22 protein-coding genes and 1 tRNA gene are annotated in these 22,177 nt (G+C 67.3%); 8 read left to right on the top strand and 15 right to left on the bottom strand.

The features are described 5' to 3' along the window. Positions 1–216: 216 nt before the first annotated feature. The gene (dps, locus tag K32_RS01380) at positions 217–696 is read left to right on the top strand and encodes a DNA starvation/stationary phase protection protein Dps (protein WP_201402308.1); all 480 of its coding nucleotides are present in this window, start codon (positions 217–219) and stop codon (positions 694–696) included. Positions 697–770: 74 nt separating this feature from the next. Here dps and K32_RS01385 read toward each other — a convergent pair whose 3' ends face one another. Beyond that, entirely contained in the window at positions 771–1,286 is a 516-nt protein-coding gene (locus K32_RS01385; protein ID WP_371812839.1) for a BA14K family protein, read from the bottom strand. A gap of 244 nt (positions 1,287–1,530) precedes the next feature. On the opposite strand from K32_RS01385, the gene K32_RS01390 reads away from it, so the two are divergent. The 3 genes from K32_RS01390 to K32_RS01400 are packed head-to-tail and all read left to right on the top strand — an operon-like array spanning position 1,531 to position 6,548. Further along, entirely contained in the window at positions 1,531–3,399 is a 1,869-nt protein-coding gene (locus tag K32_RS01390) for a methylmalonyl-CoA mutase family protein (protein WP_201402309.1), read from the top strand. Next, positions 3,396–5,561, top strand: a complete 2,166-nt coding sequence (gene scpA, locus K32_RS01395) for a methylmalonyl-CoA mutase (protein WP_201402310.1) — start codon at positions 3,396–3,398, stop codon at positions 5,559–5,561. The genes K32_RS01390 and scpA overlap by 4 nt, the downstream gene beginning before the upstream one ends. Before the next feature lie 21 nt (positions 5,562–5,582). Continuing rightward, positions 5,583–6,548, top strand: a complete 966-nt coding sequence (locus K32_RS01400) for a lytic transglycosylase domain-containing protein (protein ID WP_201402311.1) — start codon at positions 5,583–5,585, stop codon at positions 6,546–6,548. Positions 6,549–6,616: 68 nt separating this feature from the next. Here the strand turns inward: K32_RS01400 and K32_RS01405 are convergent, their stop codons facing one another. The 8 genes from K32_RS01405 to K32_RS01440 all read right to left on the bottom strand — a co-directional run bounded on the left by K32_RS01405 (position 6,617) and on the right by K32_RS01440 (position 13,059). Next, positions 6,617–7,222 carry a BA14K family protein gene (locus K32_RS01405; RefSeq protein WP_371812840.1) on the bottom strand — a complete coding sequence of 202 codons (606 nt, stop codon included), beginning with the start codon at positions 7,220–7,222 and terminating at the stop codon, positions 6,617–6,619. A gap of 434 nt (positions 7,223–7,656) precedes the next feature. Beyond that, positions 7,657–7,731 (bottom strand) — tRNA-Gly (locus K32_RS01410). A gap of 205 nt (positions 7,732–7,936) precedes the next feature. Beyond that, positions 7,937–9,133: a glycosyltransferase family 9 protein gene (locus tag K32_RS01415; RefSeq protein WP_201402312.1), complete on the bottom strand. Its 1,197-nt coding sequence runs from the start codon at positions 9,131–9,133 to the stop codon at positions 7,937–7,939. 255 nt (positions 9,134–9,388) lie between these two features. Next, positions 9,389–10,501 (bottom strand): calcium:proton antiporter, encoded by a 1,113-nt coding sequence (locus K32_RS01420; RefSeq protein WP_201402313.1) that lies wholly within the window; start codon positions 10,499–10,501, stop codon positions 9,389–9,391. A 403-nt stretch (positions 10,502–10,904) separates the two neighbouring features. Beyond that, positions 10,905–11,351 (bottom strand): hypothetical protein, encoded by a 447-nt coding sequence (locus tag K32_RS01425; RefSeq protein ID WP_201402314.1) that lies wholly within the window; start codon positions 11,349–11,351, stop codon positions 10,905–10,907. A 146-nt stretch (positions 11,352–11,497) separates the two neighbouring features. Next, the gene (locus K32_RS01430; protein ID WP_201402315.1) at positions 11,498–11,800 is read right to left on the bottom strand and encodes a hypothetical protein; all 303 of its coding nucleotides are present in this window, start codon (positions 11,798–11,800) and stop codon (positions 11,498–11,500) included. 154 nt (positions 11,801–11,954) lie between these two features. Next, complete coding sequence (locus tag K32_RS01435) at positions 11,955–12,173, bottom strand: hypothetical protein (protein WP_201402316.1); 219 nt, start codon at positions 12,171–12,173, stop codon at positions 11,955–11,957. Positions 12,174–12,390: 217 nt separating this feature from the next. Further along, positions 12,391–13,059: a transaldolase family protein gene (locus K32_RS01440; protein WP_201402317.1), complete on the bottom strand. Its 669-nt coding sequence runs from the start codon at positions 13,057–13,059 to the stop codon at positions 12,391–12,393. Positions 13,060–13,271: 212 nt separating this feature from the next. Here K32_RS01440 and K32_RS01445 point away from each other — a divergent pair, with 212 nt between their 5' ends. Then, complete coding sequence (locus tag K32_RS01445; protein WP_201402318.1) at positions 13,272–13,508, top strand: hypothetical protein; 237 nt, start codon at positions 13,272–13,274, stop codon at positions 13,506–13,508. A gap of 21 nt (positions 13,509–13,529) precedes the next feature. On the opposite strand, the gene K32_RS01450 is transcribed toward K32_RS01445, so the two are convergent. Continuing rightward, positions 13,530–14,432 carry a histone deacetylase gene (locus K32_RS01450; RefSeq protein ID WP_201402319.1) on the bottom strand — a complete coding sequence of 301 codons (903 nt, stop codon included), beginning with the start codon at positions 14,430–14,432 and terminating at the stop codon, positions 13,530–13,532. Positions 14,433–14,521: 89 nt separating this feature from the next. Between K32_RS01450 and K32_RS01455 the strand changes: the two genes are divergently transcribed. Further along, positions 14,522–15,847 (top strand): MATE family efflux transporter, encoded by a 1,326-nt coding sequence (locus tag K32_RS01455; RefSeq protein WP_201402320.1) that lies wholly within the window; start codon positions 14,522–14,524, stop codon positions 15,845–15,847. 22 nt (positions 15,848–15,869) lie between these two features. On the opposite strand, the gene K32_RS01460 is transcribed toward K32_RS01455, so the two are convergent. Both K32_RS01460 and K32_RS01465 read right to left on the bottom strand, forming a co-directional pair. After that, the gene (locus K32_RS01460; RefSeq protein ID WP_201402321.1) at positions 15,870–16,946 is read right to left on the bottom strand and encodes a quinone-dependent dihydroorotate dehydrogenase; all 1,077 of its coding nucleotides are present in this window, start codon (positions 16,944–16,946) and stop codon (positions 15,870–15,872) included. After that, the gene (locus K32_RS01465) at positions 16,943–17,287 is read right to left on the bottom strand and encodes a DUF952 domain-containing protein (RefSeq protein ID WP_201402322.1); all 345 of its coding nucleotides are present in this window, start codon (positions 17,285–17,287) and stop codon (positions 16,943–16,945) included. Before K32_RS01465 ends, K32_RS01460 begins: the two co-directional genes overlap by 4 nt. Before the next feature lie 207 nt (positions 17,288–17,494). Between K32_RS01465 and K32_RS01470 the strand changes: the two genes are divergently transcribed. Beyond that, positions 17,495–18,145, top strand: a complete 651-nt coding sequence (locus K32_RS01470) for a helix-turn-helix transcriptional regulator (protein WP_201402323.1) — start codon at positions 17,495–17,497, stop codon at positions 18,143–18,145. Positions 18,146–18,180: 35 nt separating this feature from the next. Further along, complete coding sequence (locus tag K32_RS01475) at positions 18,181–18,942, top strand: thermonuclease family protein (protein WP_201402324.1); 762 nt, start codon at positions 18,181–18,183, stop codon at positions 18,940–18,942. 85 nt (positions 18,943–19,027) lie between these two features. Here the strand turns inward: K32_RS01475 and K32_RS01480 are convergent, their stop codons facing one another. The 3 genes from K32_RS01480 to K32_RS01490 all read right to left on the bottom strand — a co-directional run bounded on the left by K32_RS01480 (position 19,028) and on the right by K32_RS01490 (position 22,065). Further along, the gene (locus tag K32_RS01480) at positions 19,028–19,654 is read right to left on the bottom strand and encodes a LysE family translocator (RefSeq protein ID WP_201402325.1); all 627 of its coding nucleotides are present in this window, start codon (positions 19,652–19,654) and stop codon (positions 19,028–19,030) included. A gap of 88 nt (positions 19,655–19,742) precedes the next feature. Next, positions 19,743–20,270: a hypothetical protein gene (locus K32_RS01485; RefSeq protein ID WP_201402326.1), complete on the bottom strand. Its 528-nt coding sequence runs from the start codon at positions 20,268–20,270 to the stop codon at positions 19,743–19,745. Positions 20,271–20,397: 127 nt separating this feature from the next. Then, the gene (locus K32_RS01490; RefSeq protein ID WP_201402327.1) at positions 20,398–22,065 is read right to left on the bottom strand and encodes a lysine--tRNA ligase; all 1,668 of its coding nucleotides are present in this window, start codon (positions 22,063–22,065) and stop codon (positions 20,398–20,400) included. Between the last annotated feature and the right edge of the window lie 112 nt (positions 22,066–22,177).

A 22,177-nucleotide genomic window follows, 5' to 3' on the forward strand; every position in this document is an offset into this window, starting at 1 on the left:
CCCAGTCCGATGGTCCTAGCGCAGGCGCCGCGGCTCTGCCAGCCGCCGAGGGTACGACGTGGCGTGGAGGCGCGATGATGAGGATGATTTTCCGCGCCGCCGCTGCGGAACCGGTTGTGCCGTGCTGCGACAACACGTCCGGCGCGGTGGGCGGATCCTTGCCGCGCCCGGCGCATTGTCCGAGAATGTGCCGATCATCCCATGAAGGAGATAGCGATGCCGCCCCGGAAGTCCTCGATTGATCTGAAGTCCAACACCAAGACAGCGTCGATCGAACTGCTGAACGCCGTGCTCGCCGACAGCATCGATCTGGCGCTGGTGACCAAGCAGGCCCACTGGAACCTGAAGGGCCTGCAGTTCATCGCCATTCACGAGATGCTGGACGGCTTCCGGACCGAGATCGACGGCCATGCCGACACCGTGGCGGAACGCGCCGTGCAGCTCGGCGGTTTTGCCCTCGGCACCACGCAGGCCGTCGCGTCCGCCACCAAGCTCGCGCCGTATCCGACCGAGATTTCCAAGATCAAGGACCATCTGGCGGAGCTGATCGAGCGCTACGCCCATGTCGCCAACGAGGTCCGCAAGGGCATCGACAAGGCCAACGATCTCGGCGACGCCGACACGGCCGACATCCTGACCGGCTATTCGCGCGCGCTCGACAAGGCGCTGTGGTTCCTCGAGTCACATCTCGAGTAGGCGCGTCCAACGCCCGTTCGCCAAAAGAAAAGGCCCGCCGGTTGGCGGGCCTTTTCTCGTTTTGGGATCCTGCCTCAATAGGGCGAAACGCACTGCCGACGCGGGCCGTTGTTCGGCTGGAAGGTGTTGTCCGAAGCCCGGTAGGACCGGTAGCGGTTCTCGCACCACTGGTAATGCGCCGACGCATAGCTTCCGCCACCGTAATAGGCCGGCGGCTGTGCGATCGCGGAGCCGACCGCCGCGCCGACGCCGAAGGCCGCGAGCGGATACCACCAGCCATTGTAATAGCGGTAGCCGGGTCGTTCGTAGCGATAGCCGGAATAGCCGTTCCAGTAGCCCGGGCGATATCCGGGGCCATAGCCGGGACGATAGCCCGGTCGATAACCTGGACCGTAGCCCGGCCGGTGGTGCCGATAATAGTAGTCGTTGCGACCACGATACTGCACGTCGATGATATTTGACGTCGTATCCGCCACGCTCGGGGCGACGGCCGGAGCCACGAGCGGCGCGGCGATCGCCGGCAGCGGCGTCGACGCCAGGAACGTCGCGGCGAGCACACCGCCGCAGAGCTTGGTGAGGTTGCTGATCAAGGCCTTATCCCTTCGTACGGTTTCTCAGCCGAACTGAGGTTCACTGAGCCATCAATTCATGAGTCGGGGCTTCGTTCCAAGGGTATCCGGCAATGCCACACCCATGACGGGCGTTCCCTTGGCCGCATTCCCCTGGGGCGCTTCCCGATGCCATGCCCGTTGAACCGGCGCGCCGCCGAGCCTATCCATGGTTGGGTCGCGCCGCCTCTCGCCGGCCGACCGCGAACGGAGGACCGACGAGCCGATGACAAGGACGCATGCGGAAGCGGCGTTTCGCGCCGCGAGCGACGCCGAATGGCACCAGCTGGCCGTGAAGGCGCTGAAGGGCGCGGATTTCGAGGCGAAGCTCGTTTCCCGCACGCTCGACGACATCCGCATCGAACCGCTCTATGCCAAGGCCGCGGGCGACCATGCCCGGCCGGCGCGATCCGGCCCCGGCGCCTGGCGCGTCGTGCAGCGCATCGACCATTCCGATCCGGACATGGCGCGGACCCAGGCGCTCGACGATCTCGACCATGGCGCATCCGGCCTGGCGCTGGTCTTCGCCGACGCGCCTTCCGCCCGGGGCTTCGGCCTTGCCGATGCGTCGGCGCTCGCCCGCGCGCTCGACGGCGTGATGATCGACCTGATTTCGTTGCGCCTCGAAACCGGGGCCAACGCCGTCGCGGTGGCGCGCGGCCTGCTGGACCTCGTCCGGGGCCAAGGCCTCGATCTCGATAGCCTCGATCTCGATTTCGGCCTCGATCCGTTTTCCGCGCTCGCTAGAGCGGGCGATGCCGGCGTGGTCGAGCCGATGCTGGATGGCGCGGCGGAACTGGCGGGCCGGTTCGGGCTAGATACCGCAAGCCGCGTGCTTCGCGCCGATGGCCGCGTCTGGCACGAGGCCGGCGCCTCGGAGGCGCAGGAACTGGCGCTGACACTCGCGGCGGGCGTCGCTTCGCTGCGCGGGCTCGAGCGGCGCGGCCTGTCGCTCGATTTGGCGAGGCGCAGGCTCGGCTTCCTGCTCGCCGTCGACGCCGACGAGTTTCTCGGCATCGCCAAATTCCGCGCCCTGCGCCGGCTCTGGGCGCGGGTCGAAGCGGCCTGTGGCCTCGACCCCCGGGCCATCCGGCTTGATGCTGAAACCAGCTTTCGCATGACGACGCGACGCGATCCGCATGTGAATTTGCTGCGCAGCACGGTTGCAGCATTTTCGGCCGGCCTCGGCGGCGCCGACAGCGTCGCGGTGCTGCCGTTCACGATCGCACTCGGCCTGCCGGATGCCGATGCGCGCCGCATCGCCCGCAATACGCAGACAATCCTGCTGGAGGAATCCGGTCTCGGCCACGTCGTCGATCCCGCTGGCGGCGCCGGCGGTTTCGAGGCGCTGACCGACGCGCTCTGCGAGAAGGCCTGGGTCCTCTTCCAGACGATCGAGGCCGCAGGCGGGCTGGTTGGCGCGCTAGAAAGCGGTTGGGTGGGGCGCGAGATCGCCGCCGTCGCCGACAAGCGCGAGCGGGAGGTTCGCCGCCGCAAGCTGCCGATCACCGGCACCAGCGCCTATCCGGATCTCGCCGAGACGCCGCCGCCGGTGCTGGCGCCGCGCCGCGAGGAAGCGAACGCCACGCCGGGGCTCGCCACGCGCCGCACGGCGGAGCCGTTCGAGCGCCTGCGCGATCGCGCCGAGGCGATCACGGCGCGGCGCGGCCGTCGGCCCCAAATCTTCCTCGCCAATCTCGGCACGCCTGCCGCCTTCGGCGCCCGCGCCGGCTTTGCCAAGGATCTGTTCGAGGCGTCGGGTATTGCCGCGCCAATGAATGACGGCTTTGCCACCGTCGACGATCTGGTCGAGGCGGCGGTCACCTCCGGCGCCGACGCCGTCTGCCTCTGTTCGTCCGACGAGGTCTATGAGCGCGAGACGGGGCACGCGGTCTATGAGGGCGAGACGCTGGTGGAGGAGGTCGCGCGCCGCCTGGTCGCCGCCGGCATCACTCACGTCGTCCTCGCCGGAAGGCCGGGCGAGCGGGAAACGGCCTATCGCCATGCCGGCGTCGAAGCCTTTATCTTCGTTGGATGCGACGCGCTGGACTATCCGGGCCGGATCCTCGACCGGCTCGACGAGGCATTGAGATGACCCGCATCCCCGATTTCTCGACGGTTTCCTTCGCCGATGCGCCGGTTTCACCGCCGGCCGGCGGCGCGGACTGGCTGACGCCGGAGGCGATCGCGGTCAAGCCGCTCTACACCGCCGCCGACCGCGATCCCCTGGAGGCCATCGACAGCTATCCGGGCATCGCGCCGTTCCTGCGCGGTCCCTATCCCACCATGTATGTGAACCAGCCCTGGACGATCCGCCAATATGCCGGCTTCTCCACGGCCGAGGATTCGAACGCCTTCTACCGGCGCAACCTCGCCGCAGGACAGAAGGGCCTCTCCGTCGCCTTCGACCTCGCCACCCATCGCGGCTATGACAGCGACCATCCGCGCGTCGCCGGCGATGTCGGCATGGCGGGCGTGGCGATCGACTCGATCTACGACATGCGCACGCTGTTTTCCGGCATTCCGCTCGACCGGATGAGCGTGTCGATGACGATGAACGGCGCCGTGCTGCCGATCCTGGCGCTCTACATCGTCGCGGCGGAAGAGCAGGGCGTGCCGCCGGAGAAGCTCTCCGGCACGATCCAGAATGACATCCTCAAGGAGTTCATGGTCCGCAACACCTATATCTACCCGCCGGAACCGTCGATGCGGATCATCTCCGACATCTTCGCCTATACGTCCGAGCACATGCCGAAGTTCAATTCGATCTCGATTTCCGGCTATCACATGCAGGAAGCGGGCGCGACGCAGGATCTCGAGCTCGCCTATACGCTCGCCGACGGCGTCGAATATATCCGCGCCGGGCTCAAGGCCGGCCTCGACATCGACCAGTTCGCGCCGCGGCTGTCGTTCTTCTGGGCGATCGGCATGAACTTCTTCATGGAGGTCGCCAAGATGCGCGCCGGCCGCCTGATCTGGGCGAAGCTGGTAAGCCAGTTCGAGCCGAAGAACGAGAAGTCGCTGGCGCTCCGCACCCATTGCCAGACCTCCGGCTGGTCGCTCGCCGCGCAGGACGTCTACAACAACGTCATTCGCACCACGGTCGAGGCGATGGCGGCGACGCAGGGCCATACCCAGTCGCTGCACACCAACGCGCTCGACGAAGCGCTGGCGCTGCCGACCGACTTCTCCGCCCGCATCGCCCGCAATACGCAAATCTTCCTGCAGCAGGAGAGCGGCACGACGCGGATCATCGATCCCTGGGGCGGGTCCTATTATGTCGAGGCGCTGACGGCCGAGCTCGCCGCCCGCGCGTTGGCGCATATCGAGGAAGTCGAAAAGCTCGGCGGCATGGCCAAGGCGATCGAGGCCGGCATTCCAAAACTCCGCATCGAGGAAGCCGCCGCCAAGACCCAAGCTCGCATCGATTCAGGCCAGCAGACGGTCGTCGGCGTCAACAAATACCGCCTCGACGACGAGCCGGATATCGACGTGTTGAAGGTCGACAATTCCTCGGTCCGCGCCCAGCAGATCGAGAAACTGGCGAGGCTGCGCGCCGAGCGCGACCCGGCAGCCGTCGCGGCCAGCCTCGAGGCGCTCGCCGCTTCGGCGCGCACCGGAGAGGGCAATCTGCTGGCGCTCGCCGTCGACGCCGCCCGCGCCAAGGCAACCGTCGGCGAGATCTCGACCGCGCTGGAAAAGGCGTGGAAGCGCCACAAGGCGGTGATCAAGGTCAATTCCGGTGTCTATCGCGAAGGTTTCGGCGAGCAGGGCGCGCCGATTGAGCGGCTTTCGACACTCGTCTCGGAATTCACCCATGACGAAGGCCGGCCCCCACGCATCCTCGTCGCCAAGATGGGGCAGGACGGTCATGACCGCGGCCAGAAGGTGATCGCCAGCGCCTTCGCCGATATCGGCTTCGACGTCGTCATCGGGCCGCTCTTCGCGACGCCGGAAGAGGTCGCGACCCACGCGATTTCGGAGAAGGTGCATGTCGTCGGCGTCTCGTCGCTCGCCGCCGGACATCTGACGCTGGTGCCGGAACTCAAGGCCGAGCTGGCGCGGCAGGGCCGGCCCGACATCATGATCGTCGTCGGCGGCGTGATCCCGCCGCAGGATTTCGAGGCGCTGAAGGCGGCGGGCGCCGCCGCGATCTTTCCGCCGGGAACCCCCGTCACCGAGGCGGCCGCCGATCTCCTGGAAAAGCTGCGCGGGCACCTTGGCTTCGCGCAGAAGCACCCTTCCGCCTATGTCTGACGGCGCGGGGAGGGCGGACCGATGATATCGCGCCTTTCCCGCCGCCTCCGTGTCGTGGCCGTGCTGGCGTTCGCCGTCGCGCTGCCGGCGCTTCCCGCCCGCGCGGCGGAAGAAACGACGGTGCAGACGCTCTGCCGCCTGATCGAGACGGCGGCCGACGCGCATGGGCTGCCGCGCGATTATTTCACCCGCCTGATCTGGCGGGAATCGAGCTTCCGTCCTCATGTCACGAGCCCCGCCGGCGCGCAGGGCATCGCGCAGTTCATGCCGGGCACGGCGGACGAACAGGGGCTGGATGATCCGTTCGATCCCGAACTCGCGATTCCCGCCTCTGCCAAGTATCTAAAATTGCTCAGGAATCGGTTTGGGAATCTCGGTCTCGCAGCTGCAGCATACAATGCCGGCCCGACGCGGCTGGCGAGATGGATCGACAGCGGCGGCTATCTGCCGATCGAGACCGAGGACTATGTCCTCTTCATCACCGGTCGCAGCGTCTCCGACTGGAACGCCGGCTCGGTCGAGGTGCTGGCGCCGCCGTCATCGAAGCCGGATCCGAAGGAGGGAGCCGTCGAGCCGAGGCCGTCGGACCCGCGATCGGCAGAGGAGCGGTCCGTCGGTTCGAAGCCGGCTAAGAAGAGGTCGGATGCGGCGAGGGCGGCGCTGGAGGCGAAGGATTGCGTGACGCTGGTGGCGGCGATCCGGGCCTTCTCGCCGTCGCTGATCGAGGGCGCCTATGCGCCGTTCGGCGTGCAGCTCTCCGGCAATTTCTCGAAAAGCCGGGCGATCGCTTCCTATCATCGCCAGGTGTCGCGCTATCCCGCGCTGCTCGAGGGCAAGCCGACGCTGGTCCTCGGCTCGCGCGCCGCCGGACGCGGCCGGCGGGCCTTCTATCGCGTGCGGCTGCCGGCGGAGACGCTGCGGGAAGCGGTAAGGCTTTGTCAGGCCCTGCAGAACAAGGGCGGCGCCTGCGTCGTGCTGCGCAACTAGAGCGTTTTCGCGCGAAAGGGTTCTGACGAAGAAGCCCGCCGGATGGCGGGCTTCCTGGGCGTTTCAGCTCAATTGTAGGGCGACAGGCACTGCTGGCGCGGGCCCTCATAGGGCTGGAAGCTGTTGTCGGAAGCGCGATACGAGCGGTAGCGATCCTCGCACCAGCGCAGATGGCTGGTGGAGAGACGCGGCGGCGCGACTTCCCGCGGCTGGTTGGCGATGGCGCCGCCGATCAGGGCGCCGACGCCGAAGGCCGCCATCGGATACCACCAGCCGTCGCTGTGGCGACGATAGCCGGGGCGGGAATGGTTGTAGCCCTGGTGGCCGTTCCAGTAGCCGGGACGGCTCGGGCCGGGGCGGTAGTGACCGCCATGGCTGGGACCGGGACCACCCCAGCCCGGGCCGCCATGGCCGGGTCGGCCGGGGCCACTGTGATTCGGGCCGCCGTGGTTCGGACCGTTCCAGTTGCCGCCGCCATGCCCGCCGCCATGTCCGGGCCGGCCCTGGTTGGGGCGATTGCCCTGCCGGCAGCCTTCCGGCGGGCAGCGGACGTCGATGACATTCGAGGATACGCTGCCGGGATCGACGCGCAGCAGCGGCGCGGCCTGGACCGGCATGGCAGCGACCGCGAAGGTGAACGTCATGGCGGTGGCGCAGATCTTCTTCAGATCCATGGAAATTCCTTCTCGATATGGCGATCAGCAGGCTGATCGGAGGGGCCGTCCGTCCCGCGCAAGCGGTCCGGACGTCGGCATCGTTCCGACCCTGCGTTGCGCGCTTTCGCGCATGCACGTCGGACCATGAATGCCAACTTACTGTCAGTCTAACTGACGAAATAGACCAAAAGTATGATCTGCATCACGGGGAAGATCAGGGATTGCAGGATCCGGACGGAAATATGGAACGGGCACCATTCTCCGGCTCTGTCTTCGGACCTGGCTGGGCTGTTTGTTTGCGCGAGCGGCTGCGAACGGACGGAGAACCTAGCTCGGGAATATCTCGGGACTTTTTGCGCAGAATTGCCAGAATCTGGCAAAATCAGGCCCGTTTTGTTCCCGTACGCGTTAGGGTAACCAGCATATAAGCTACTGAAAACGTAGGGAGTTTTTGGAGCGGGCGATGGGAATTGAACCCACGACATTCAGCTTGGGAAGCTGACGTTCTACCTCTGAACTACACCCGCTTTTAAGTGACTGAAATCACTTATCTTTTCGCGATTTTGTCCAACTGGAACGGCATATTCGCGGAAAGTGGGACAATGTGTACCCGTTTTATCCCGTGTTGATCAAGGCCATTGCCTTGCCGGCCTGCTTCTTCCGGTTGGCCTTTCTGGTGTAGATCACAGTTTGCTTCATCGACTGCCCGGGCGCCTGCGGCGGCGCTGCCGCCTACGCCGCCGTTGCTATCAAAGGTTGCGTCACGTTGCTTGTCAGCGCTTCAATCTCGGCCAGGACGTGCTCCGCCGTGATGTCGTTCTTGCAGCGAACCTTCTCCGGGCATCGGCGCACGACGTCGAGGCCACAGCCCCGGCATTCGATCGCGCTCATCAGAATGCTGACGCGGGGGCCCTGGAACCCCCAGAGCTCCGGCAGGTGCGAGGCCGTAAAGATGCCGAGCGTCGGACGACCGAGCTGGGCGGCGACATGACCGGCCCCGGAATTGTTCGATATGACGAGGGAGGCGGAGCTCAGGAGCTCGTTGAACTGCTGTTCGGAGAGGTTCGATGCGACGTCGATGCTTCCCCCGCCACGCTCCCGTGCGACGCGGGCGGTCTGCTGCAGAACCGCCGCGTCCTCGTTTCGCCCGACCAGGATCACGGTTCGGGTCCTGGAGAGTGCGGCGACGAGCTCTTCGAAATTCTGGATCGGCCAATCCCGCAAGTGGGAATTGGAAAACGGCGCCACCACGACCGGGCCATCGTCATCGACGGGCGGCTGCATCCAATCGATCTGGCCGTAGAACCAGGCCGCCGCCTTGGACACCAGAAGCGTGAGGCTGTCGGCGATGTGCTGAATCCGCATTTGATTGCGATCGGCGTGCTTGTCGACCCAGCGTCGTGGCAACAGTCCAGACAGCCCGGCCCGCTGCAGGAGCTTGTAGGCTTTTTTCCGGCGCAGGTTCAACGCTCCCGGGGGGATGGCTATATCGATCTGAGGATTGCGATACCGATCCGCGATCGCGGCGTGATGTCGTGCCTCGATGGCAAGCAATACGGAGCGGGTGTCGTCCGGCACGCGCATGTCGATTGCGAGATCGAACGGGCCGTTGAGGAGTTCGCGAATATCCGTGGCGATCCGACGCCGTTCACCCAGTCGCGGGTTCCGGCCGAAGAAATCGAAAGCTACATAGTCGTCGGCGAGATCAAATTGCCTGGCGGTACCGATGTTCCAGCTGCCGACGACGAGGGTGATATGCGCGTCGGCGAAGCGTTTCCTGAGCTCCTTCAATGGCCCCAGCGACATCCAGAAATCGCCGACGTGATCGAGCTTGAGCGCTACGATGCGCAGCTGGCTTCCGATCGCGTTCTGCGCTTCCCAGCTTCGATAGATCACTCTGTCGGGGCCGCGATGTACAACGTAGCTCATCTGTTCGCCAGGGCTCGTTCAGTCCGCAATTTTCAGTTGCATATTGAGACACAATAAACCATAGCGCGCAAGGTCAATTGATGGCCTGACTAAATGGACGCCTGCTCATACGGCAATTGCTTGTGCGCTCGTGACTCCCTGAAGTCCGAAGCGGTGCGTCCGGAGAGAAGACCCTGTCATCGCCGCCGGGGGCTGTCGACCCCGGCTGCCCGTTAACATCGACTTTTTGGGGCACAACTACGGCGCCGTCCTTCGTCACGGCGCCGCGGCGAAGAGGAGGAAGGCGAGGAAGATCACCAGGTGGACGCCGCCCTGCAGGATTGTCGTGCGGCCGAGCATCAGGGTGAGGATGCTGGCCAAGAGCGTCAGCACGATCTGCACGATGTGATCTGCCTCGAGCCCGAGCGTGATCGGGCGGTGGAGCCAGAGTGAAATCACCGCGATGATGGGGATGCTCAGCCCGATGCTCGCCAGCGCCGATCCGAGCGCCAGGTTGACGCTGGTCTGCACCCGGTTGGTGCGGGCGGCGCGGAAGGCGGTGCTGCCTTCGGGAAGCAGCACGACGGCGGCGATGACGACGCCGACGAATTCCGCGTTGAAACCGATATCGGCGACGACCTGGGTGATCGTCGACGTCAGCCCCTCGGCCAGCAGGATGACCAGCAGCAGCGAGACGACCAGCATTCCGGCGCTGGTGATCGCCTGCTGCCGCGTCGGAATGGCGTGGTGGGGCACGGGCTCGACGACGTCATCCAGAAAGTCCGTGCGGTGGCGCACGGTCTGGACGAAGAGAAACAGCGCGTAGAGCGCGAGCGAGACGACCGCGACGAAGGCAAGCTGCATCGGCGCGTAGAACGGTCCCGGCACCGACATGGTGAAGTTCGGCAGGATCAGCGTCAGCGTGGTCAGCGTTGCCATGACGCTCAACGCGCCGATGGCGCCCTTGGTCTGGAACTGCTGTTCGCGATGCAGGATGCCGCCGGTCAAAAGGCAGAGGCCGACGACGCCGTTCAGTACGATCATGACGGTGGCGAAGACCGTGTCGCGGGCAATCTGGCTGCTCTCGGTTGCGGACGCGGAGAGCATGGTCGAGACGATCAGCGAAACCTCGATCACCGTGACGGCGAGCGCCAGAATGATGGCGCCGAACGGCTCGCCGATCCGGTGCGAGACGATCTCGGCATGATGCACGGACGAGAACACCGATCCGATCAGGAAGACGCCGGAGAGCCACAGGAACAGGTTCGAATGCGGGCCGGTAAGGTGCAGATGCTCGGCCGCGATCAGCAGGATCGCCCCGACGAGCGAGGCCGGAAGCAGCCAGCCGAAGCGGGATTTCGGATGGGTTTGTTCGTTCGACGGGTGCATGAGCGATCTGCCGGTCCCACAGGAGCGATGTTCTGCGGCGTGTATAAGCTCCAATTCGAAAGGAAGGGTTGAGAGCGGCGGGTCCCGGATCGCTGGTGTGGGGACAGATCACAGGCCGGAACGACGGATGCCGGCAGGCGATCCGATGTGACCGCATCCATCGCAGCTTTGGCCGTCTCCCCGGCTGCATTCCTGCGCCGGTACATCATCGATGTTGGGTGGGCGGCCAGACACCGAACCTCTGGGCGACATGGATATCGCCGAGTTTCTCACGGGATCGAACCGTTCCGGGTTCGATCCCGTTCGCCATCGGTTTCATGCAAGGGGAGGCGTACTGCCGATAGGCCTGCGGCTGTTGGACGGACCCAGAAACTCGGATCGGCCGGCGCCTCCGGGCGGCGGATCAGTGCTCCGTTGAGCCCGGCGGCTTGCCGCCGCCCTGGAGTTGGTCCGGATTGGGGGTGATGTCGACCTGGGCGGAGGGCGCGCGCTCCGGCGCGGTGGCGGGCGTGGGCCGTGCCTCGGCGGTCGGCTTCGCGGCAGCCGGCCGTGCCTCGGCAGTTGGCTTCGCCGCTGCCGTCGCGGCCCGGCGGGCCGGCTTGGCGGCTGTCGTCGGGGCGGCGCGGCGTGCGGAATCGGTCCGGGCCTTGACGGGCCGCGGGCGGTCCTCGGCGGAAAGGCGGGGTCCCACCTGCTCGAGCCGATCGGCGATCCATCCGAGATGCGTGAGAACCTGTCCGCGCTTCGCGCCGGCCGGTGCCTCGGCGAAATCCTGAAGGTCGGATCGCAGCAGCCGCATGAGAACGGAGATCTCCTGCAGGCTGTTCTTCAATCCCGTGGCTGCGGCCATGTCGGCGCTCCCTCTCTGAAAGGCATGGCAGTCAACGCCGGGGAGCTGGCCTCGTTCCCTGAGGCGGGAATGCGATAGCGCTTCGTGCTCATGGCGACGCCCCGCCGGGGAGGGCGGGGCGTCATGCGGCGAGGGCAAGCTCTCGACTACTGGATTTGGGTGCAGAAGGTCTTCACGGCCGCCGAGTAGCGCAGCGGCTCCGCCGTGACGTTCTGGTTGCAGGTGTTCTTGGCGGCGGTGAGCTGCTCGGGCGTCAGGCCGACGGCGCCCTGCGTGATGTCGAAGCCGAAGACATCCTCGTCCTTGATCTGCGCCTTCACCGGATCCATGCCGCTCGTGGCGCCGTTCTGGCCGCCCGTTCCGGTATTGTCGCTCGTCTGGGCGATGGCCGGCGAAGCAAAGAGCGCCACGAGTGCGGCCGCGGCGATCGTATATTTGAGACTGTTCATTGCGTTCCTCCTGTCGTGATTTGCCGGACAGGCATGGACCTTCAATCCTGCCAGCTATTCGATCAGGCCGTTGAACCTAATCACTGGAGAACGAACGACAGACTTGGCGGATGGTTCCGAATTTCTTCCGAGGATTGCGGTGGCTCGTTGCCGACTATTCCCGGCACGCGTCTCCGGCAAGGCCGACGCGCGGCAGCCGCCCGCGGACGAAACCGAACGAAATGCGCTCGGCGCGGGCGTCGATGGCCATCAGGAGGGTCTCGATGACGGCGCGGGCGTCGCCCTGATGCGCCGTGATCAGATTGTCGACGCGCTGGTCGAGCTCGCTCTCGGCGCTTCGGTCGGGATCGATCTTTTCGGCAGGCTCGGCCATCACGCTTTCACTCCATAGGTCTATGTTCCTATTTTGTTCTCCTTTGACGGAGAGTCAATCCGGGAGTCGGACTCTGTCCAACGCGAAAATGTGATCGCCGGACGGAGGCCCTTCTCCGTCGGGCCATCCCTTGCGGTGGACGCAAAAAAGGGCTCGCCGGTCGTCCGGTGAGCCCCTTGCTGCGATCGTCTCGCCGTCCGGCGAATGCGTCGGCGGCTCAGCCCTCGGCGGCGCGCTCGAAGGCTTCGGCGGCGGCGTCCGTCAGCGCCTCGGCGAAAAGCGCGGCGGCGACGGCCGGCGAGAAGGTGAAGGTGTCGACGCCGAGGCGGCCGAGGCGGACGAGATCGTCACTGGAGCGCACGCTCGCCACCAGCACCCGCATCGGGCTGCCGGCGCCGCGCGCGATCTCCTGCATCGCGGCGATCTCGGCGAAGCCGTCGCGGCCGGCGTCGTTCATGCGGCCGAGATAGGGCGCGACATAGTCGGCGCCGAGCGCGGCCGCCGTCACGGCCTGGTGCGCCGCATAGACCGCCGTCATCGTGATGCGCACGCCTTCCGCCTTCAGCACGGCGGCGGCGATGGCGCCTTCGCGGGTGATCGGCACCTTGACCACGATGCGCGCGTCGAGCTCGGCGATCCGCCGGCCGTTGGCAGTGAGCGCCTCGCTGGTCCGGCCCCAGGTCTGGGCCTGGAACTCCTGGACGCCCGAGGCGAAGGCGAAAGTGGAAAGGCCCTTGAGCTCGGCCAGCGAATTGGGAACGCCGGCGGCGGCGAGCAGCGTCGGGTTGGTGGTGATGCCGTGGAAGAGGCCGGTCGGCAGCCATGCGTCCCAGGCGGCCCGGTCGGCGGTGTCGAGGAAGAGGCGGGGACGTTTCAGCTCGGTCATGCGGATCTGCCAATCGTTTGAAGACGGCGCCACCTTAGCGCGGCGAAACGGAAATGGCAGGGCTTCGATGGCCGTGCGCCGTTTGTGATGACCTTCACTGACGGTAACGCCGCGACATGGTGGAACGAGGCCGCGACGGGCGACGTTGAGCCGGTTGGGTAACAGGGGGCGCTGCGGCGCGGATCGAAATGGCATGCTTCAGCATTCGCACCATGGCCAGCGTCATCGGTTCCGCCGCGCTGGTCGCCTTCGCCGTCACCGCCTATAGCGGCCAGGCCGTCAGCCGCACCAGCGGCGCCAAGGACCCAACCGCGCGGACCCTGTTCGACAAGGTATCCGTGGGTGGCCGGGTCGGCTGCGAGGTGCAGTCCTGGCCCTATATCGCGCCGGAATGCCTGCAGTCTTCGAACAGCAAACTGAGCCTGGCACGGCCGGTGCGCCGGCTCTGACGCAGAGCGATCGGAACGGTTCTAGGCCGAGAACGCCGCTGCCGCGTGGTGCAGCAGGGCATGGCGGCGGGCGATCGGCTCGACATCCGCGCCGTAGCCGCCGCCGATGACGCCGGCGAGCGGAATGCCTCTTCCCCGCACCGCGCCGATCACGAGCCGGTCGCGCGCCCGCAATCCCTCGTCCGAGAGCGCCAGCCGGCCGAGCCGGTCGTCCACATGCGGGTCGACGCCGGCATTGTAGAAGACGATATCCGGATGCGTGCGATCGAGCAGCGGCGCCAGGATCTCGTCGAGCGCGGCGAGATAGGCGTCGTCGCCGGTCTGGTCGGGGAGGCCGATATCGAGCGTCGATTGGCGCTTGCGGACCGGATAGTTCTTCTCGGCATGCAGCGACAGCGTGGTGACGTTGGCGTCGCCGGCGAAGATTTCCGCCGTGCCGTCGCCCTGGTGGACGTCGCAATCGACCACCAGCGCGGTGCCGATCAGGCCCTCGCGCATCAGCACGCGGATCGCCACGGCGACATCGTTGAAGGTGCAGAAGCCGGCGCCCTGGTCGGATCGCGCATGATGGCTGCCGCCGGCCGTGTTGCAGGCGAGGCCTTCGTCGAGCGCCAGCCGCGCGGCGAGGATGGTGCCGCCCGTGGCGGCGCGGGCACGGCGCACCACCGTCTCGTTCATCGGCAGGCCGATCTCGCGCTCGATCGCCGGCGGCACGGAGAGCGAGAGCACGGCGTTGACGTAGGCCCGGTCATGCGCGAGCGCCAGCTCCGCCGCCGTTGCCGGTTCGGGCACGACAAAGCCGGCCGGCGCCAGCCCGTCGGCGACGACGATCTCGGCAAGCCGCCGGTATTTCTGCATCGGGAAGCGATGCTCGGCCGGAATGTCGGCGGTGTAGGCGGGATGATGGACGATCGGCGGCGGCATGGCGCGACCATAGACCCCTCCAAGGATCGCGTCGACGCCGGGCCGCGAAGCGGCTATCGCTCTTCCGCTCCTTTCCGTTGCGCGAGATCATGACGCCCGTCATCCGCCCCTTCGAAGTCACCCATCGCGGCATTCTCTCCATCGCCGTGCCGATGACGCTCGCCTATCTGACGACGCCGCTGCTCGGGCTGGTCGGCATGGGCGTGATCGGCCGCCTCGGCGACGCGGCGTTGCTCGGGGCGGTGGCGCTCGGCGCCGTGATCTTCGATTTCGTCTTCGCGACGTTCAATTTCCTGAGGAGCGGCACCACCGGCCTGGTCGCGCAGGCGCTGGGCGCCGACGACCGCACCGAGATCCAGGCGACCTTCTACCGCGCGCTGATCGTCGCCTTCGCCGTCGGCCTCGGCGTCGTCCTGCTGGCGCAGCCGGTCCTCGCGATCGCGCTCGCGGCGCTCGGCGGCAGTCCGGCCGTGCAGGCGGCGACGACGGAATATTATTCGATCCGCGTGTTCTCGACGCCGTTTGCGCTGGCGAACTACGTCATGCTCGGCTGGCTCATCGGGCTCGGCCGCTCGACGCTCGGCCTGTTCCTGCAGACCTTCCTGAACGGCCTCAACATCCTCCTGAACATCCTGTTCGTGCTCGGCCTCGGCTGGGGCATCGCCGGCTCGGCCTGGGGAACGACGATCGGCGAGGCGGTCACCGCCATTCTCGGCCTGGCGCTGGTGGTTTCCCGGCTCGATCGCGCTCATCGCCCGTCGATGGCGCAGATCCTCGACCGCACGCAGGTGCTGCGCATGATCGCGGTCAATCGCGACATCATGATCCGCTCGTTCACGCTGCTGTTCGCCTTCGGCTTCTTCGCCTCGCGCGGCGCCAAGATGGGCGACGTGGTGCTGGCGGCGAACGCCGTCCTGATGAACTTTTTCCTGGTCGGCGGCTATTTCCTCGACGGCTTCGCGGCGGCGGCCGAGCAGTATGCCGGCCGCGCCATCGGCGCGCGCTATCGCCCGGCCTTCATCCGCTCGCTCAAGCTGACGCTCGGCTGGGGCTATGTGCTGGCGCTGATCGCGGCTGCCTGCTTCTGGTTCGGCGGCCCCTATCTGATCGATTGGATGACGGTGAACCAGGCCGTGCGCGACACGGCGCGGCACTATCTCGCCTGGACGGCGCTGACGCCGATCGCCGGCGTGCTCGCCTTCGAGATGGACGGCGTCTTCATCGGCGCCACCTGGTCCGAGGACATGCGCAACATGATGCTCTTGTCGCTCGTGCTCTATCTCGCCGTCTGGGCCGTGGCCGAGCCGCTCTGGGGCGTGCACGGCCTCTGGCTCGCCCTGCTGGTCTTCCTGTCGGCCCGCGGCTTCACGCTCGCCTGGCGCTGCCGCGCGCGGACGCGGGCGGCGTTCGCCTGATCCGGATCGGCAGGGCGGGCGCCTAGGGCGCCTCGCTCGCCCACTTCTCCGTCTCGATGCCGACGGCGTCGGCGATCGACGGGATGCCGCGGCGGTCGAGGATGCGCGACAGGCCGGCGAGGATCGACGCCGGCAGGCCCGGGCCGCCATAGACGAAGCCGGAATAGAGCTGCACCAGGTCGGCGCCGGCCGCGATCTTGGCGAAGGCGGTCTCGGCGGATTCGATGCCGCCGACGCCGATCAGCGGCAAGTCGGGTCCGACCAGCCTGCGGAAGCGGGCGAGCTGGATCGTCGAGAGGCGGAACAGCGGCCGGCCGGAGAGCCCGCCGGTCTCCTTCGCCGTCGCCGCGTCGACGAGCTTCGGCCGGCTGATCGTCGTGTTCGAGACGATGACGCCGTCGATCTTCCGCGCCAGCGCCACCTCGGCGACGTCGGCGAGGCCCGCCTCGTCCATGTCGGGCGCGATCTTCAGGAGCACCGGCACGCGCCGCGCCTGGGCGTCGCGCGCCTCGAGCACGCGGGAAAGCAGTTCGTCGAGCGCGCCCTTCGCCTGCAGGTCGCGCAGGCCCGGCGTGTTGGGCGAGGAGACGTTGACGGTGAAATAGGAGGCGATGTCGGCGAAGGTCTCGATGCCGGCGACATAATCGGCGATCCGGTCCGTCGCGTCCTTGTTGGCGCCGATATTGACGCCGACGAGCCCGCGCTTGCCGCGCCGCGCCTCGAGCCGCTGCCGCGCCGCCGCGTGGCCTTCATTGTTGAAGCCGAGGCGGTTGATCACGCCATGGTCTTCGACCAGGCGAAACAGGCGCGGCTTCGGATTGCCGGGCTGGGGGCGCGGCGTGATCGTGCCGATCTCGACGAAGCCGAAGCCGAGGCGCAGCAGCGCGTCGGGCACCTCGGCGTTCTTGTCGAGGCCGGCGGCGATGCCGAGCGGATTGGCGAAGTCGAGCCCGAACAGTTTGCGAGACAGGCGCGGATCGCGATCGGGCCGGACCGAGGGATGCAGTCCCGACGACAGGACCTTGATCGACAGGCCGTGGGCGACTTCCGGGTCGATCCGGAACAGGATCGGCCGGAGGAGGCTGCCGAAGGCGCTCATGCGGCGAGTTCCGGGAAGACGTGGTGGCCGTCATTGCCGAGCGGCAGCGCCTTGGTCCAGATCACGGACGAGAACTCGAGCGGGCCGTAGAGATGGGGGAACAGCGCCCCGCCGCGCGAGGCTTCCCATTTGAGCCGGTCGCCGAGCTTGTCGCCGTCGACCGCGACCAGCACCAGGTGGGGCTGGCCGCCGAAGTATCTCTCGGCCGTCTCGCGCACCTGCTCGGCCGAGGAGAAGTGGATGTAGCCGTCGGCGACATCGATCGGGGCGCCGGTGAAGACGCCCGCGTCCTTGGCCTCGCGCCACAGCGTCTCCGGGGCGATCTTGAAAATGATGGTCATGAGGGTTCCTAGCGGTTGCGCGGACCCTAGCCACGGCGCGGGCGCCGGACAAGGGCCGGCTTGGCCTGGAGCCGCAAAATCCGGCGACGCCGCTGGACATCGCCGGGGGGCGGGGATAAAGCTGGTGGAGAGGGATTTATTCCTTTGTGCCCAGGCTCCGGCGCCGGAGCCATGCGGGCGAAGGCCCGCATATGCGGAGGTTCCGCCATGTTGTCGCACGAGCGGATCTGGGCGGCGATCGACCGCCTCGCCGCCCGCAACGAGCTGACGGCGTCCGGGCTCGCCCGGAAGGCGGGGCTCGACCCGACGACGTTCAATCGCTCCAAGCGCATCGCCGTCGACGGCCGGCCGCGCTGGCCTTCGACTGAGAGCATCGCCAAGATCCTCGAGGCGACGGGCGAGCAGCTCGACGCCTTCCTGGACCTTATGCTGGCGAAGCGCATGGCGCCTCCCGTCTCGGCCGCCCTGTTGCGTCATGTGCCGCTGCTGGGCTTCGCCCAGGCGGGCGCGGGCGGCTTCTTCGACGATGGCGGCTTTCCGGCCGGACAGGGCTGGGACGAGGTCGCCATACCCGAGGCGCGGGCGGAGGAGGGCAACTATGCCCTGAAGATCTCGGGCGATTCCATGATGCCGCTCTATCGCGACGGCGACGTCATCATCGTTTCGCCGACCGCGCGCTGCCGGCGCGGCGACCGGGTCGTCGTCCGCACCCGCGAGGGCGAGGTGATGGCCAAGGTGCTGGAGCGCAAGACGACGCGCACCGTCGAGCTCCTGTCTCTCAATCCCGAGCATCCGAACCGCCAGATCGCCACCCGCGAGATCGACTGGATGGCGCGGATCATCTGGGCGAGCCAGTGAGGACGGCGCTCGCAGCGCTTTGTCTCGCGGGCGGGATGGCGCTCGCCATCATCATCATCTCGCAGTTCGGCGGCCTCGACCGTCGCGAACTCTCCAGCCTGATGGGCGCGCCGGCGCCGGAGCAGGTCGTGCTGCCGGAATTGACGGATCCGGCGCCCCGCGAGGTCCGGATCGTCGGCGGGCAGAACCCGGGAGCGGAGCCGCCGGTCGCCGCGACGCAGCCCGCCGCCACCGATGACCCGGCGAGCGCCGATTCCGAGCCGGCATGGATCAATCCCGCCCATCGCAACGTCACCGCGCCCGGCATGACGCCGGCGCCGGCGGGCAATGGTCCGCTGGAGCGCGAGGCGACGACGAAGCGGCCGGCGGGGCCTGCGCGCTGGAAGACCTTTTCGCCCGTCACCGTGCGCGAGGCGGGGCTGCTCGACCTCGGTCCCCGCAATGTCCGGCTCGCCGGCATCGTCCCTCCCGATCCGGACCGGCTTTGCCATCCGGCGGCGACCGGCGATCCGGAAATCGACGTGCCCTGCGCCCGGCTCGCCATGGTGGCGCTGCGCAGCCGCATCCGCGCCTTCGGCGTCGAGTGCCGGGTCTCGGCCAATGATCCGGCCGATCCGGCGGTCGCGCCCTGCCGGATCGGCAAGACGGACCTTTCGCTCTGGATGATCGAGCAGGGCTGGGCCAAGGCCGCGGCGCGGGCGCCGAAGCCATACGCGGCGGCCGAAAAGGAAGCGCGCTGCGGCCGGCGCGGCATCTGGCAGGCCGGCGATCCACCGGCCGACTGTCTGCAGAACTAGGCCCTGTCTGGCTGGATGAGCCTATTCTCACCTCTCCCTCAGGGAGAGGTGAAGAATGGCGCCAGCGTTTCCGGCCCGATCGGACCTAGGCCGCGGCTCTCCGCAAGCCGGCGGCGAGCAGGCCGGCGCCGACCAGAAGGCCGCCGCCGGTGCGGTTGACGATGCGCTGCACGCCGGGCTTGCGGATCGTCCGGCGGGCGCCGGCCGCGATCAGCGCGTAGCTCGCGGCATTGATCGTCGCGAGCACCAGGAACGTCGCCTCGAACAGGATCATCTGCGGCAGCAGCGGCTGGCCGGCGACGAGGAATTGCGGCAGGAACGCCACGAAGAAGACGATGCTCTTCGGATTGAGCGCCGTCACCGCGTAGGCGTGCAGGAAGATACGGATCGGCCGTGCCTCGCGCGTATCGACGGCGCCCGGCTCGCTGACCGGCGCGCGCCAGAGCTTGATGCCGAGATAGACGAGATACGCGCCGCCCACCCATTTCAGCACGGTGAACAGGGCCGCGGACGTCGCGAGCAGGGCGCCGAGGCCGAGCATCGAGGCGGTCATCGCGGTGAAATCGCCGAGCGCGACGCCGGCGACCGTGGCGCCGGCCGAGCGGCGGCCATGCCCGAGCGCATAGGAGATCACGAGGATCACGGTCGGGCCGGGAATGGCGAGCAGCACGGCGGAGGCGGCGGCGAAGGCGAGCCAGTGTTCGAAGGTCATGGCGGGTTCCCTTGGGAGACGTCGCCATCCATCCACCGAAAGCCGGGCGTTGCAAGCCCCCTCGACGACTGCTTCCCTGGCCGCCCGGTCAGCTCCGGTTGAAGACGAGGTCGGACAGCGTCGTGGTCGGGCCGTCCGGCGTGGGGCGGCTGATCACCAGGATGCGCAGCGTGCCGTGGCCGTCATTGACGATGGTCATCTGCGCCTTGGTGCTGCCGTTGACGGGCTTCGGCCAGTTGATGGTGAAATTGACCCGGTCGCCGTTGCGCCGGCCATAGATCGCGGCGGGGCCGACGCGGGCGCCGACATAGGTGCCGCTATAGGTGCCGGTCGCCGCGTCGTAGCGCACGCTGGCGCCGATCTCGCGCGTCACGATGACCGCGCCGCGACAATTGCCGTCGATCGCCATGCGGATGGCGGCGCGATCGCCGGCCACGGTGCAGGTCACGTTGAAGACCGGGGATTGCGCGTTGCGGCGGACCTGTCCGCTACCGGACCAGTTGCCGTCGAAGCGGTCGAGGAAAGCCTGCTCGTCGGCCCGGGCAGCCGGGTTGAACCCAACGCCGCCGGCGAGGCTGAGAAGGACGGCTAGTCCGGCTGTCCCGGTTCTGGACATGGCTCTTCGCTCCCGGGGCAGGAACGACCGGCGGTTGCCGGAGTTCCCGCCGCGCGGGTGCGATGGTGATCACATTCGCTTCAATTAAAGCGGATCGCCGAAAGCGGAGCGCGCTTTCGGCGCGGGATCAGGCCTGGGCGGCGAGCTCGCCCTTGAGCGCCTTGGCGATGCGCTCGCGGGTCTCGGGAATGCCGTAGATCGCCACGAACGAGCCGAAGCGCGGTCCCTGGTCCTGGCCGAGCAGCACCTGGTAGAGGCCGCGGAACCAGTCGAGCGAGACGCCGGGCGGGTTGCCGTCCGGACCCTTCTTGTTGGGATCCGGGAAGTACTTCCGGCCGATGTCGAACACGACGGTCTGGATCTCGTCGGCGTCCGCGGTTGCCGGCATTTCCGCCAGCGCCGCGTCGAGCGCGACGAGCGCATCGCGGATCGCGCCCTCGGGCAGGACATAGTGCTTGCCGGCCTTCAGCACGTCGTTGAAATAGCGGATCGCGTAGCCGGCGAGGCGGTCGAGCTTCTCGTGCGTGGCGGCCGTCAGATGCGGCATGTAGCGCGAGATATAGGCCCAGAGCACGCCCTTGTCGGTGGCGTCGGAGACGCTGACCAGGTTGAGCAGCATGGCAAACGGGATCGGCGAGCCCTCGGCCGGCGGACGGCCGGAATGGATGTGCCAGGCGGGGTTGCCGAGCTGCTGCTCGACCGGCTGGCGGCCATAGGCGTCGACGAAGCCGAAATACTCGTCGACCGTGCGCGGGATCACCTCGAAGGACAGGCGCTTCGCCGTCTTCGGCTTCTGGTACATGTACAGCGCAAGGCTGTCATTGTCGGCATAGGTCAGCCACTGTTCGATCGTCAGGCCGTTGCCCTTCGACTTCGAAATCTTCTCGCCGTTCTCGGCCAGGAAATGCTCGTAGGTGAAGCTCTCCGGCGGCTCGGAGCCGAGCGCGCGGCAGATCCGGGTCGAGAGCTTGACGCTGTCGATCAGGTCCTTGCCGCTCATCTCGTAGTCGACGCCGAGCGCGAACCAGCGCATCGCCCAGTCGGCCTTCCACTGGCACTTGACCGCGCCGCCGGTGACCGGGACCTCGACGCGCTCGTTGGTGTCGGGGTCGACATAGGTGACGGTGCCCTTCTCGACATTGCGGTCGACCATCGGCACCTGCAGCACGACGCCGGTGGTCGGCGAGATCGGCAGGAAGGGCGAATAGGTGGCGCGACGATCCGGACCGAGCGTCGGCAGGATGATTTCCATAACCTCGTCATAGACTTCGAGCATGCGCAGCAGCGCGTGATCGAAGCGGCCGGAGGTGTAATAGTCGGTCGCGCTGGCGAATTCGTATTCGAAGCCGAAGCCGTCCAGGAAGGCGCGCAGCCGCGCATTGTTGGCGGCGCCGAACGAGGGATATTCGTTCGAGAACGGATCCGGCACGCGCGTCAGTGGCTTGCCGATATAGGCCTGCATCATCTCCTGGTTCGGCACGTTGGTCGGCACCTTGCGGAGGCCGTCCAGATCGTCCGAGAAGGAGAGCAGGCGCGTCGGGATCTTGTCTTCGGTCAGGAGGCGAAAGGCGTTGCGCACCATGGTGGTGCGGGCGACCTCGCCGAACGTGCCGATATGCGGCAGGCCCGACGGACCGTAGCCGGTCTCGAACAGGACCGGACCCGCCGGGCGGTTCTGCCGCTTCAGCCGCTCGACGATCCGGCGCGCTTCCTCGAACGGCCACGCTTTCGACACCTGCGCAGCCTGAACGAGTTCGGGCGCAAGATCGAGAACTGGAAGCGTACCGGTCGACATCGAAAACCTCTTCTGGGGAAACGCGCGAAGGGATGTTTGGAGAGCGCGCGTGGGCGCGGACCCTAGGGAGCGCCCGGCTTCGCGTCAATGGTTGCTATCGTCCGGCCGGTAT

It is taken from the genome of Kaistia sp. 32K, assembly GCF_016629525.1.
Classification (GTDB): Bacteria; Pseudomonadota; Alphaproteobacteria; order Rhizobiales; family Kaistiaceae; genus Kaistia.